Annotated in this window: 10 protein-coding genes; 8 read left to right on the forward strand and 2 right to left on the reverse strand. The window is 66.2% G+C overall.

Going from position 1 to position 12,645, the window contains the following annotated elements; all coding sequences use genetic code 11:
* Window positions 1–45 precede the first annotated feature (45 nt).
* The gene (gene polA, locus EYR15_RS11210; protein ID WP_131003639.1) at window positions 46–3,021 is read left to right on the forward strand and encodes a DNA polymerase I; all 2,976 of its coding nucleotides are present in this window, start codon (window positions 46–48) and stop codon (window positions 3,019–3,021) included.
* 157 nt (window positions 3,022–3,178) lie between these two features.
* On the opposite strand, the gene EYR15_RS11215 is transcribed toward polA, so the two are convergent.
* Window positions 3,179–3,937 (reverse strand): DUF262 domain-containing protein, encoded by a 759-nt coding sequence (locus tag EYR15_RS11215; protein ID WP_131003640.1) that lies wholly within the window; start codon window positions 3,935–3,937, stop codon window positions 3,179–3,181.
* Window positions 3,938–4,722: 785 nt separating this feature from the next.
* The gene (locus EYR15_RS11220; RefSeq protein ID WP_245498263.1) at window positions 4,723–5,475 is read right to left on the reverse strand and encodes a GntR family transcriptional regulator; all 753 of its coding nucleotides are present in this window, start codon (window positions 5,473–5,475) and stop codon (window positions 4,723–4,725) included.
* Between the two features lie 85 nt (window positions 5,476–5,560).
* On the opposite strand from EYR15_RS11220, the gene EYR15_RS11225 reads away from it, so the two are divergent.
* The 7 genes from EYR15_RS11225 (at window position 5,561) to paoC (ending at window position 12,626) form a co-directional block, all read left to right on the forward strand.
* Entirely contained in the window at window positions 5,561–6,496 is a 936-nt protein-coding gene (locus EYR15_RS11225) for a ribokinase (protein WP_131003642.1), read from the forward strand.
* Window positions 6,497–6,616: 120 nt separating this feature from the next.
* Window positions 6,617–7,246 (forward strand): hypothetical protein, encoded by a 630-nt coding sequence (locus tag EYR15_RS11230; protein ID WP_131003643.1) that lies wholly within the window; start codon window positions 6,617–6,619, stop codon window positions 7,244–7,246.
* Window positions 7,243–7,650: a phage holin family protein gene (locus EYR15_RS11235; RefSeq protein WP_131003644.1), complete on the forward strand. Its 408-nt coding sequence runs from the start codon at window positions 7,243–7,245 to the stop codon at window positions 7,648–7,650. Before EYR15_RS11230 ends, EYR15_RS11235 begins: the two co-directional genes overlap by 4 nt.
* Window positions 7,647–8,396 carry a DUF3618 domain-containing protein gene (locus EYR15_RS11240; protein WP_131003645.1) on the forward strand — a complete coding sequence of 250 codons (750 nt, stop codon included), beginning with the start codon at window positions 7,647–7,649 and terminating at the stop codon, window positions 8,394–8,396. Before EYR15_RS11235 ends, EYR15_RS11240 begins: the two co-directional genes overlap by 4 nt.
* 428 nt (window positions 8,397–8,824) lie before the next feature.
* Complete coding sequence (gene paoA / locus EYR15_RS11245) at window positions 8,825–9,469, forward strand: aldehyde dehydrogenase iron-sulfur subunit PaoA (RefSeq protein ID WP_131003646.1); 645 nt, start codon at window positions 8,825–8,827, stop codon at window positions 9,467–9,469.
* Entirely contained in the window at window positions 9,466–10,416 is a 951-nt protein-coding gene (locus EYR15_RS11250) for an FAD binding domain-containing protein (protein ID WP_131003647.1), read from the forward strand. Before paoA ends, EYR15_RS11250 begins: the two co-directional genes overlap by 4 nt.
* A gap of 5 nt (window positions 10,417–10,421) precedes the next feature.
* Window positions 10,422–12,626: an aldehyde oxidoreductase molybdenum-binding subunit PaoC gene (paoC, locus tag EYR15_RS11255; RefSeq protein WP_131003853.1), complete on the forward strand. Its 2,205-nt coding sequence runs from the start codon at window positions 10,422–10,424 to the stop codon at window positions 12,624–12,626.
* The last annotated feature ends 19 nt before the right edge of the window (window positions 12,627–12,645 follow it).

Consider the following 12,645-nt stretch of genomic DNA (forward strand, 5'->3'; position numbering starts at 1 on the left):
GCCGCACCCTTATAGTCCCCGGCCGCACCCCGATGGGACTTCCGCATGCCGAACCGCCCCGTCGCCAAAGGCGACCATCTCGTCCTCGTGGACGGCTCGTCCTACATTTTCCGCGCCTTCCACGCGCTGCCGCCCCTGACGCGCCCATCCGACGGGCTGCCGGTCGGCGCCGTATCGGGCTTCTGCAACATGCTCTGGAAGCTGCTCCGCGACGCCGGCTGGGTCGATCCGACCCATCTCGCGGTGATCTTCGACAAGTCCGAAGTCACCTTCCGCAAGGAGATCCACGAGACCTACAAGGCGAACCGCTCGGAGCCGCCGGACGATCTGATCCCGCAGTTCCCGCTGATCAGGCGCGCGACCGAGGCGTTTTCGATCCCGGCGATCGAGAAGGGCGGCTACGAAGCGGACGACCTGATCGCGACCTATGCGCGGCTGGGCGCCGAGGCTGGCGCGGAGGTGACGATCGTCGGCTCCGACAAGGACCTGTTCCAGCTCGTCGGCGGGCTCGTCACCATGCTCGACCCCGTCAAGGACAAGCGCATCGGTCCGGACGAGGTGTTCGAAAAGTTTGGGGTTCGGCCGGAGAAGATGATCGACCTGCAGGCGCTCGCGGGCGACAGCGTCGACAATGTGCCGGGCGTGCCGGGCATCGGCGCGAAGACCGCGGCGCAGCTGCTCGACCAGTATGGCGACCTCGAAACCCTGCTCGAGCGCGCCCACGAGATCAGCCAGCCCAAGCGCCGCGAGAACCTAATTGCGAACGCCGACCTCGCGCGCGTCTCCAAGCGCCTCGTCACGCTCGAGACCGACGTGCCGCTGGACGTGCCTCTCGAGGACCTTGCGGTCCACGAGCCGAACCCGTCGCGGCTCGTCGCATTCCTGAAGGCCATGGAGTTCAACACGTTGACGCGCCGCGTGGCGGAGGCCACCGGCGTCGACGTCGCGAGCGTGACGCCAAACGCGGAGATGATGTCGACGCGGCGGAATGACGGCGAAGCGCCCCCCTCCGAGGGCGACGAGCGACGCCCGGCGCAGCCGGCTCATTCTGCGCCGCCTCCTTCCGCGCCCACTCCCCGCAAGGGGAATGGCGGAGAACTCCTCACGCCTCAAAACCTCGCCGAGCGGCGGCGGCAGGAGGCGGCGACCGGCGCTGTCGACCGCTCGAAATACGAGTGCGTCACCGAGGTCGGCCGGCTCGGAGAATGGCTGCAGGACGCCTATGAGGATGGCGTGATCGCGCTCGGGCTCGAGATCTCCGGGCCTGACGCGATGCGCGCCGAGCTCGTCGGCATCTCCCTGGCCCTTGGGCCGAACCGCGCGGCCTATGTGCCGCTCGGCCACATCCAGGCCGCGACCGATCTGCTCTCCGAAGGCGGCGGCGACGTCGGCGGGGTGATCGCCGGCCAGATCCCCGCGAACGAAGCGCTGACCCTGCTGAAGGAGCTCGCCGAGGACGACAGCATCCTCAAGGTCGGCCATGACGTGAAGCAGGGGATCACCGTGCTCTCGCGGCTCGGAATCACGCTTCGCGCCTATGACGACGTCCAGCTCATGGCCTATGCGTTGGAGAGCGGCCTCGGCGGGCTCTCGCTCGACGATCTCGGCCGCCGCCATCTCGGCCACGCCTCGATGACCGCGGACGACGTCACTGGATCGGGCCGCGCACGCCTCAGCTTCGCGCAGGTCTCGTTCGACAAGGCGGCGCCTTACGCCGCCGAAAGGGCGGACGTCGCTTTGCGCCTGTGGAAGCTGTTCAAGGCCCGCCTCGTCGCTGAGCGCATGAACACCGTCTACGAGACGCTGGAGCGGCCGATGCCCGCCGTGCTCTCCGCGATGGAGAGCGAGGGCGTCTCGATCGACCGGGCGATGCTGTCGAGGCTGAGCGGAGAGCTCGCGCAGCGCATGGGCGCGCTGGAGGCCTCCGTCTACGAGGCCGCGGGCGAGCCGTTCAATATCGGCTCCCCGAAGCAGCTTGGCGACATCCTGTTCGGCAAGATGCAGCTGCCGGGCGCCAAGAAGACCAAGACCGGCGCCTGGGGCACCGCCGCCGGCGTGCTCGAGGAGCTCGCGGTTTCGGGCGTCGACCTCGCCCGCCTGATCCTCGACTGGCGCCAGCTGTCGAAGCTTAAATCCACCTACGCCGACGCTTTACCGACCTATCTTCATCCCGAGACGCGTCGCGTCCACACCACCTACCAGCTCGCGGCGACGACGACAGGCCGGCTCTCCTCCACCGAGCCGAATTTGCAGAACATCCCCGTGCGCACGGAAGAGGGCCGCAAAATCCGCCGCGCCTTCGTGGCGGCTCCGGGCAAGCGGCTGGTCTCGGCGGATTACAGCCAGATCGAGCTTCGCCTGCTCGCGGATATGGCCGACATTCCGCAACTCCGGCAGGCTTTCGCGGATGGGCTCGACATCCACGCGATGACGGCCTCGGAGATGTTCCGCGTGCCGATCGCGGAGATGGACCCGCACACCCGCCGGCGCGCCAAGGCGATCAATTTCGGCATCGTCTACGGCATCTCGGCCTTCGGTCTCGCCAACCAGCTCGGCATCGGCCGCGAGGAGGCGGGCCAATACATCAAGACCTATTTTGAGCGCTTTCCGGGCATCCGCGACTACATGGAGGCCACCAAGGCCGCCTGCCGCGACCAGGGCTTTGTCACCACGATCTTCGGCCGAAAGTGTCACTACCCGCAGATCAGGACGAAGAACCCGGCCGAGCGCGCCAATTTCGAACGCGCCGCGATCAACGCCCCGATCCAGGGCTCGGCCGCCGACATCATCCGCCGCGCGATGATCCGCATGCCCGGCGCGCTGGAGCACGCCAAGCTCGGCGCGAAGATGCTGCTGCAGGTCCACGACGAACTGATTTTCGAGGTCGACGAAGCCGAGATCGAAGCGACGCTCCCGATCGTCAAGCGCGTGATGGAGGACGCCCCGTTGCCTGCGAGGGCGCTGAAGGTGCCGCTACAGGTGGATGCGAGGGCGGCGGAGAACTGGGAGGAGGCGCATTGAGGCAACGGCAGTCGAGGGTGTTCGATAGTCGGAAACCGAAAGCTTACTGCGGGAGGCGAGCACCTGGTGACTAACCGCAATATGCCCGTCGGGCGACGTAGGCCGCAGCCAGCGAAGTCTTATATCTAATGTCCAGCTTAATTCCCGAAATCGCCCTCTATCCAAAGCGCTTCGCAATCCCTGCGATGTCGGCCGCCTTGCTTGCCTTCTGGGTTGAGTCGCCGCTGCGCCAATAAACATCTCCATCGAAGTAGGAGACATCTTTTTGCGCAGGAACCGATATTGCGATAACTCCCAAGCCGTAATACGAGTTATAATCGATGCTTGAGAGGATGCTTTTCTTTAAATCCTCCGACAGGCCCGAATTTCCAACTTCTTTTTTGATAAGAGCGAAGTACTGCTCAATTGTGACGCCGAGAGCTTTAGCCTCCCTCACCACGCCAACCATGTTGATACGGCCAAAGACATCGTCAATGTCTGTTTCAGTTGCGCCCCTCATGACCGTCCAGGCCATACTATAGTCGAGAATTACGCTCACCTCTTTCTGCGTGAGCTTTGTGTCCCCTACCAAGGGAGTGAAAATACCTTCATCAGCGCGACGTTTTGCATTCGCGAAATGATTGAGATCAAAAAGTCTTCCATCTAGCGTTTTAAAAGAGCCTTCGATAAAGGAGACAATGGCGTGAAGCCTTTGCAGCCCGTCGATAATCTCATAGGTTCCTTTCGCGCTTTCCCGCTCAGCGATCAAGATCGCCGGGATAGGGAAGCTCTTCAGGATTGACTCGATAAGCCTCTGTTTTTCTTCAAGTGTCCAGACCAACTTGCGCTGGTATCTTCGATTAACGAATAGTTTATCCTCCGCGTACATGCCATACACGGATTGAATCGCTAAAGGTTGAGATGAAAGCTCAGCCATTACGGGGTCCCTCCGAACGCGACATCAGATATCGCACATTTCGTTGGGCCGCCATCGTCGGACTAGGTGGACCGCGTCTCATAGCTACCCTCCGCTGATCCCTGCCCACGAGGGAGCGTGTCTTCCGGAGGCGTCTGATTTCGCGGTGAGGGGACGTTTGCGGTGTCTACGCGAAATCCTCCCGACGGCTTCGCGTCAGGGTTTTGGACGCGAGCCGTCCGCCCAGCGCTACGACTGGACGCGAGCAGAATCGCACCTCAAGGCCTAGGTGGAGGCCCTCCTGCGCCCTGATGGAGAGCGGAGACGGAAGGCACGAAACACGCGCGCGAGACGTCGGCGGGCCGCTCCTTACCTGGAGCGGAAGCGCGCTGCAACTCCGTAGAAACCTTCGAACCGAGCAGCCTAACCCCGCGTGTCGCGCCCCGCGGATTTCGCGTGCTGCCAGCACAAATCTTCGTCGACAGCCCGGCGGCGGCAGCGGTCTGTCTTCACGCCGATCGTATAGCCCCCTCCGCGCCGCGACGTCGCGACCAGATAGCGGACCCGGACCAGGCAGGCGCATTGCGCTTTCGGTTGATCGGCTCCGGCCGACATCGCGTTCCCCCCGTTCAAGAAGCTCAAGCGCGCAGACGAATTTCAAGAACCATAAAGATACCAAACAGAGACCAAAAAAGAGTCAAGTGAATGTTTGGCGCCGTTCCGGGATGGGTTGACGCTTCCATACAGCGGCGACCGCCCGCGACCATCCGGCGGCCGACAGAGGCATTGGAAGGGCGTCGCGGCGGCTAGATCGAGAGCTTCAGCCGGTAGGCGTAGCTGTCGCCCCGGAACAGGCCCTCGACATACTCGATGAGCTGGTTGTCCGCGGCGAAGGAGCGGCGTTTGATGAGCAGGCAGGGGCGCGGCTCGTCGAAGCCGAAGGTTGCGCATTCCTCGGCGTTGGGCTGCGCCGCCTCAATCGTCTGTTCGCAATGCGTCAGCGCCGCGCCGGATTTCCGCAACAGCTCGTAGACCGATCCCTTGAGATCGTCGGTCTCGAGGGCGGGCGCGGCGCTCAGATTGTACCAGGCGACTTCGCGCGACATCGGCGTGTCGTCGCCGAACCGCACGCGCACCAGCTTGAGGAAGGAGGCGGTGGAGGGCAGCCCAAACACCGAGGCGACCGACCTGTCGGCGACGACCGCCCGCTCGATCACCCGCGACGAGGGCGTGCGGCCGATCTCGCGCATCTCCTCGGTAAAGCCCTTGAGGCGCTCGAGGCTCGGCTCGACGCGGTCGCCGGCGATGACGGTGAAGCCGCGGCGGCCGTCCGCGCTCAGCAGATTGTTGCGCCGGAGCGTGTCGTAGCATTTCTGGATCGTCGTCCGGCTCAAGCCCAGATCCGAGGCGAGCTTGCGGCTCGGCGGCAGCGTCGTGCCGAGCGGGATCACGCCGGTTTCGATCAGCGCGCCGATCTGTCTCTCCAGCTGAAGATAATGCGGCAGCGCGGTATCATTGTTCAACCGCAACTGACTGGAGAGAGTGGCTTGCTTGGTCACGTCGCCCGTCTTGGAAGCGGATTTGCCAGTCGTCCGGCGATGAATCGCTTCGCCGCGCGCTGCCGCAAAAGTTAGGGCCGGAGGCATGTCGGACGCAAAGATTTTCGTGATCGGCAGCTTCGTGGTCGCCTCCACCGTGACCGTGGAGGCCCTGCCGCATCCCGGAGAATCCCTGAGGGGCCACGCCTTCCTGCAGGAGCCCGGCGGCAAGGGTTTTAACCTCGCGATCGCCGCCCGCAGGCTCGGGGCGTCGGTAGACGGGCTGTTCGCGATCGGTGACGACGCGCTTTCCGCCTTCGCCGCGCCCGCCTTCGCGCGGGAAGGGCTTTCCGTCTCTATGCTGCGCCACAAGACCGGCGTGACCGGCGCAGGCATCGGCTTCATCGCCCGCGGCGGTGAAACCTGCCTCGCGGTGGCGCCCGGCGCGAACCATGCGCTGAGCGCGGGCGACGTGCGGGAGGCCTCGCCGGCGATCGCCGCCGCCGACGTCTGCCTCGCGCAGTTCGAGGTCGAGGAGGCGCCCATCGCGGAAGCCTTCGCCATCGCGCGCGCGGCGGGCCGCCTGACGATCCTCAACCCCTCCCCTTACCGGCGGCCGAGCGACCCCCTCCTCGCGCTGACATCCGTGCTGTGCGTCAACGCGCCGGAAGCCGAGGCGCTTGTGCGCGACCTGCTCGGCGACGCACGCGATGCGGATGGCGATCGGTCCGAACGGCTTGCGGAAGTCGTCTTCGGGTTTGGAGTGGAGGCGCTCATCGTCACAAGCGGGGCTCAGGGCGCGCATCTGTACCGCAGCAGCGCCAAGCCCCACCGCCAGGCGGCGTTCCCCGTCGAGGCGGTCGACACCCTCGGCGCTGGCGACGCCTTCGCCGCCGGCCTCGCCGTCGGTCTCGCTGAACGCCGCGCGTGGCTCGAAGTGATGCGCATCGCTGCAGCCTGTGGCGCGCTGACCGCGACCAAGCCAGGCACGTTCGGTGCGCTGCCGGACCGTCGCGCGCTGGAGGCTCTACTGAATGCCTGACCGGCGCCGTCGAGAGTAGCGGCGCTCTTCACGTACGTTTTCTAGCGAGGAGAGGAACCTTCCAACATCCGCGCGGCTTGAGTTTGTGCGTCTCCGATCGAGGACGTGAGGATCAGGACCATGCCGAACCCATCCGAAACTTCATCCCCGGGAGCTGAAAGCGGATCGTCCGCCGCCGGCGTCGGAGAGCAGGCCCGCCAGTTCGCCGACGAGGTGAAGCAGGGCGCCCAGACATTCGCCGAAGACGGAAAGGCAAAGGGCGCGGAACGCCTGAAAGGCGTCGCCGACACCGTCGACCGCGTCGCCGATCAGGTCGCCGAAGAATCGCCGATGATGGCGGAGTGGGTGCGCAAAGCCGCCAATGAGCTCGAGGGCGTCTCGCGGAGCCTCAAGGACAAGAGCATCGGCGATCTCCTGACGATGGGGAAAGATTTCGCGCGGCGCGAGCCGGCGGCTTTCCTCGCCGCGTCGGCGGTCGCGGGCTTCGCTCTCTCGCGTCTGCTGAAGAGCACGTCGTCGGCTGCGACCGCGCAACCCGGCCCGGCGGCAGAGCCGGCGCATTCCGTCACGGCGCTGCGCACCGACCGGCCGATCGGCTCCGAAACGGCGCCGCATCCGGCGAACGTCGTGAAGCCTTTGGCGAACCCGGCGGCGCCCGGCTCGATGGGAGGCTCTCCGACAGGCGCGTCCGATCCCGATGGTCTCTCGACAGGCGACCAGCGATTTCGCGAGGGAGCGCGCCCGCTATGACCGATCTTCATGAACAGGCGTCCGCCGGGCGCTCCTTTCCCCATCTGCTGTCCACTCTCGTCGATCAGGTCACCACGCTCGCGCAGCAGGAAGTGCGGCTCGCCCGATCCGAAGTCGGCGACGCCGTCGCGAAGATCGCTGCGAGCGCGATGACGATCGTCATCGCCTCGGCGTTGCTCATCGCCGGGCTCGTCGTGCTGCTTCAGGCCGCCGTACTCGGACTGCAGCTCTACGGCGTGACGCCGATCTGGTCCGTCGTCATCGTCGGCGTCGTCGTCATGATCGTCGGCGGCATCATCCTGTCGTCGGCGATAGCCGCCCTCAAGAAGACCGACATCGTGCCGCGGCGGACGGTCGGCCAGATGCAGCAGGACATCGCCGTCGCAAAGGAGCAGACGCGATGACTAGAAGCACCAGCGAACTCGAACGCGACGCTGAACGCACCCGCGCCGAACTGTCGTCCACGCTCGACGAGATCCGCGCCCGGATGGAGCCCGGCCGGGTCGTCGACCAGGCCTTCGCTTACGCTCGCAACAATGGCGGCTCGGACTTCGTACGGAACGCCGCCACCCAGGCGCGGGACAATCCCCTGCCCGTGCTCCTGATCGGCGCCGGCCTCGCCTGGCTGATGAGCGGCCGCAAGCCCGCCGCCGGCCCGTCGCTGGGCGCGCTGCATGGCGGCGGTGTCCGAACGGCGCACGATGCGCGCGACCTGACGTCGAGCGCCGCGGCCGCGGTCGGCGACGCAATGTCCTCCGCATCCGCCGGCATGCGTGACGCTTTGGGCGCCGGGAAATCGGGCGTCGAAGGCGTCGGCGCCAAGGTCGGTTCGCTGGCTTCGTCGGCCGGAGACACGCTGCAGACCGGCGGCGCCCGGATCGGCGATGCCGTCAGCGAGCTGCAGAGGCTTTGCACCGAAAATCCTATAGCCGTCGGCGCCATCGGCCTCGCGATCGGCGCGGCCCTCGGCGCCGCGCTTCCGGGCACGGAGACCGAAAACCGGCTGATGGGGTCTGAGGCCGACGAGCTTAAATCGGCTCTGAAGGCCAAAGCCGACGAACAGCTCGAGCGCGGCGAACGGGCCATGCAGGCCGGCTTGGAGGAGGCGAAGAAGCCGACCGACGAATCCGAGCCGAGGCATAACGAATAACGCGGAGCTGCAGACTTACCGAAATACGCGGCGCTTACCAGCGTCGGATGTGTTTGGCTCAGATCGACGCTAATTCCGTCGACGCCGGGGGCCCCTTGTTGCTGACATGCTCAACGCGCTCAAGCCGTGGCGTTAGCCACCCTGTTACTCGTCGCTTACCGTCTCCATCCAGTCACAGACCTTGCCGTCAGAGAGCGCCAGACGGCTAGGACAAAGCGCTTTCGCACGGCGGTTGAGGACGCTCCTCAGGACGTACGGCTCCGCCGCTGCTCATCAGCAGATCTCATAAGCTCAACCATCTTCCCGCGATTAACGCGAACCGTCGCGATCCTGGATCGTTTCCAAACTTGAGAGGCCGCATGGAGCGGCCTGTTCGTTTGGAAGCGGCGGCGCGAAGATGTTCGGCCCCGCGACGACGGGAGCACGACATGACCGATCCCCAGCATTGGGATCCATCGCGGCGCGACCTGATGGTCAGCGTCGCCGCGGCTGCGGTTCTCGCAGCCGCGCCTGAGCTGGCGAAGGCCGGCGCTGGGCTCGCCTCCGAGTCGCGGATGCCGACCTATGCGCCGGTCGCCTTCACGGTAAACGGGGAAGCGCGGCAGCTCGAGGTCGACACGCGCACGACCCTGCTCGACGCTTTGCGCGAGCGGCTTCATCTCACCGGCACCAAGAAAGGCTGCGATCACGGCCAGTGCGGCGCCTGCACGGTGATCGTCGACGGCCACCGCATCAATTCCTGCCTGACGCTTGCGGTGATGCACGAGGGGTCGGAGGTCACCACCATCGAGGGCCTCGGCGATCCCGACAACCTGCACCCCATGCAGGCCGCCTTCGTGAAGCATGACGGCTATCAGTGCGGCTACTGCACGCCGGGCCAGATCTGCTCCGCGGTCGCGACGCTCGCCGAGATCAAGGCCGGCGTCCCCAGCCACGTCACCGAAGACCTTTTCGGCGAGATGCTCCCCACCGACGCCGAAATCCGCGAGCGCATGAGCGGCAACATCTGTCGCTGCGGCGCTTACTCAAACATCGTCGAAGCAATAGCCGAAGTCGCCGGGAGGCGCGCATGAAAGCCTTCACTTATGAGCGCGTCGCAACCCCGGCCGAGGCCGCCGCTGCGGCCGCCAAGAACGACGGCGCCAAGTTCATCGCCGGCGGCACCAACCTCCTCGACCTGATGAAGCTCGAGATCGAAACGCCGACCCACCTGATCGACGTGAACCGGCTCGCTCTCGACAAGATCGAAGCGACGCCCGAGGGCGGACTGCGCATCGGCGCGCTTGTCCGCAACACCGACCTCGCCGCCCACGAGGGCGTCAGGCGCGACTATGCGCTTCTTGCCCGCGCGCTGCTCGCGGGCGCCTCAGGGCAGCTCCGCAACAGGGCGACCACCGCCGGCAACCTGCTCCAGCGCACGCGGTGCCCGTACTTCTACGATACGGCGCAGCCCTGCAATAAGCGGACGCCCGGCTCTGGCTGCTCAGCGATCGGCGGGTTCAGCCGGCAGCTCGCCGTTGTCGGCGTATCCGACGCCTGCATCGCCACCCACCCGAGCGACATGGCCGTCGCTATGCGCGCGCTGGACGCCGTGGTGGAGACGGTGAAGCCCGGCGGCGAAGCGCGAACCATCTCGATCGCCGACTTCCACCGCCTACCGGGAAACACGCCGCACGTCGAGACGGCGCTTGAGAAGGGCGAGCTCATCGCGGCCGTGACGCTGCCGCCTCCTGTCGGCGGCAAGCACGTCTACCGGAAGGTGCGGGACCGCGCGTCCTATGCCTTCGCGCTTGTTTCGGTGGCCGCGATCGTGCAGCCGGACGGCTCCGGCCGCGTCGCGGTTGGCGGCGTCGCTCCGAAGCCGTGGCGTATCGAGGGCGCCGAGGCGGACATGAGGCGCGGCGCCAAGGCCGTCACGGACGGCCTGTTCGCCGACGCGAGACCCACCCACGACAACGAGTTCAAGCGGACGCTCGCGCAGCGCACGCTCGGCTCGGTCCTGACGGAGGCGCGAGGCTGATGCCCATGAAGTTCGATACGCCCGCCACGACAAACCCGATCGACCAGCTCAAGGTGGTCGGCAAGCCTTATGACCGCATCGACGGACCGCTCAAAGTCTGCGGCCGCGCGCCCTACGCCTATGAGCGGCACGACGTCGTCGAGAACCCGGCGATCGGCTACGTCGTCGGCGCGGGGATCGCCAAGGGCCGGATCAACAGCTTCGACCTCGCCGCGGCAAAGGCGGCGCCCGGGGTGCTTGCGATCGTCACGCACGAGAGCGCGGGCAAGCTCGGAATCGGCAAGAGGAACATCGCCAAGCTTCTCGGCGGCCCTGAGATCGATCATTACCACCAGGCCGTCGCCGTGGTGGTCGCTGAAACGTTCGAGCAGGCCCGCGCCGCCGCCAACCTCGTGCGCGTCGACTACGCGCCGTCGAAAGGCGCTTTCGATCTGCACGCGTCCAAGGACGGAGCCGTCAAGCCGAACATGGGCGAGGATGAGCCGGACTCCGCGACGGGCGACTTCTCGGCCGCCTACGAGGCGGCGCCTGTGAAGCTCGACGAGACCTACACGACGCCGGACCAAGCGCACGCGATGATGGAGCCGCACGCCTCCCTGGCTGCGTGGGACGGCGACAAGGTCACCGTCTGGACCTCCAATCAGATGATCGACTGGGCCGCGTCGGATCTGGCCAAGACGCTCGACATAGGGAAGGAGAAGGTGCGGATCGTGTCGCCGTTCGTGGGCGGCGGCTTCGGAGGCAAACTGTTCCTGCGCGCTGACGCCGCGCTGGCGGCGCTCGGCGCGAAGGCCTGCGGCCGGCCAGTGAAGGTCGCGCTGCCGCGGCCTCTCGTCTTCAACAACACCACGCATCGGCCGGCGACCATCCAGCGGGTGCGGATCGGCGCGACGCGCGACGGCAAGATCTTGGCGATCGCGCACGAGACCTGGTCCGGCAACCTGCCGAAGGGCAGGCCCGAAAACGCCATCAACCAGACCCGGCTGCTCTATGCCGGCGAGCATCGGATGACCGCGACCCGTCTCGCCACCCTCGATCTTCCGGAGGGGAACGCCATGCGCGCTCCCGGCGAGGCGCCGGGCATGATGGCGCTCGAGATCGCTATGGACGAGGCGGCGGAGAAGCTCGGCATTGATCCCGTCGAGTTCCGGATCCTCAACGACACGCAGGTCGACCCCGAAAAGCCGGAGCGCCGCTTCTCGCAGCGTCGCCTAACCGAGTGTTTCAGGATCGGCGCGGAGAAGTTCGGTTGGTCGGCGAGGCCCCAAGTAGGCGCTTGGCGCGACGGCCGCTGGCTGGTGGGGCTCGGCGTCGCCACCGCCTTCCGGGACAACAAGGTGATGACGTCGGGCGCGCGTATGCGGCTCTCTGCAAACGGGCGCGTCGCGGTCGAGACCGACATGACCGACATCGGCACCGGCTCTTACACGATCATCGCGCAGACTGCGGCCGAGATGATGGGCCTGCCCTTGGAGCGAGTGGACGTCCGCCTCGGCGATTCCTCGTTTCCCGTTTCCGCCGGATCCGGCGGCCAATGGGGCGCGAACTCCGCGACGTCAGGCGTCTACGCTGCCTGCGTGAAGCTGCGCGAGGCGGTCGCCCGGCAGGTAGGCATTGATCCCGCGACGGCCGAGTTCGCCGACGGCGAGGTCCGCGGCGGCGGCAAGTCCGCTTCGCTCGCAGGCGTCGCCAAGACGCAGGACATTGTGGTGGAAGATGCGATCGAGTTCGGCGATCTCGACAAGACCTTCCAGCAATCGACCTTCGGCGCGCATTTCGTGGAGGTCGGCGTCGACGCCGCGACCGCGGAAACTCGCATCCGCCGGATGCTGGCCGTCTGCGCTGCGGGGCGGATCCTGAACCCAAAATCCGCCCGCAGTCAGGTCATCGGCGCGATGACCATGGGCGCTGGCGCCGCGCTGATGGAGGATCTCGTCGTCGACAAGGAGCGAGGCTTCTTCGTCAACCACGACCTCGCGGGCTACGAGGTGCCGGTCCACGCCGACATCCCGCACCAGGAGGTCGTATTCCTTGATGAGACCGATCCCTACTCCTCGCCCATGAAGGCGAAAGGCGTGGGTGAGCTGGGCATCTGCGGCGTGGCGGCGGCGATCGCTAACGCGATCTACAACGCCACCGGCGTGCGCGTGCGAGACTATCCGATCACGCTCGACAAGCTGCTGGACGCGATGCCGGAAGGACGAGCGTAGGGTTTATAGAGGAGCCCAA

Source organism: Hansschlegelia quercus (assembly GCF_004310425.1).
GTDB lineage: Bacteria > Pseudomonadota > Alphaproteobacteria > Rhizobiales > Methylopilaceae > Methylopila > Methylopila quercus.

Excerpts from the sequence above, each read along its gene's own strand:
- polA (WP_131003639.1), top strand. The coding sequence starts at position 46 with ATGCCGAACCGCCCCGTCGCCAAAGGCGACCATCTCGTCCTCGTGGAC.
- EYR15_RS11215 (WP_131003640.1), bottom strand. The coding sequence starts at position 3,937 with ATGGCTGAGCTTTCATCTCAACCTTTAGCGATTCAATCCGTGTATGGC.
- EYR15_RS11225 (WP_131003642.1), top strand. The coding sequence starts at position 5,561 with ATGTCGGACGCAAAGATTTTCGTGATCGGCAGCTTCGTGGTCGCCTCC.
- EYR15_RS11230 (WP_131003643.1), top strand. The coding sequence starts at position 6,617 with ATGCCGAACCCATCCGAAACTTCATCCCCGGGAGCTGAAAGCGGATCG.
- EYR15_RS11235 (WP_131003644.1), top strand. The coding sequence starts at position 7,243 with ATGACCGATCTTCATGAACAGGCGTCCGCCGGGCGCTCCTTTCCCCAT.
- EYR15_RS11240 (WP_131003645.1), top strand. The coding sequence starts at position 7,647 with ATGACTAGAAGCACCAGCGAACTCGAACGCGACGCTGAACGCACCCGC.
- paoA (WP_131003646.1), top strand. The coding sequence starts at position 8,825 with ATGACCGATCCCCAGCATTGGGATCCATCGCGGCGCGACCTGATGGTC.
- EYR15_RS11250 (WP_131003647.1), top strand. The coding sequence starts at position 9,466 with ATGAAAGCCTTCACTTATGAGCGCGTCGCAACCCCGGCCGAGGCCGCC.
- paoC (WP_131003853.1), top strand. The coding sequence starts at position 10,422 with ATGAAGTTCGATACGCCCGCCACGACAAACCCGATCGACCAGCTCAAG.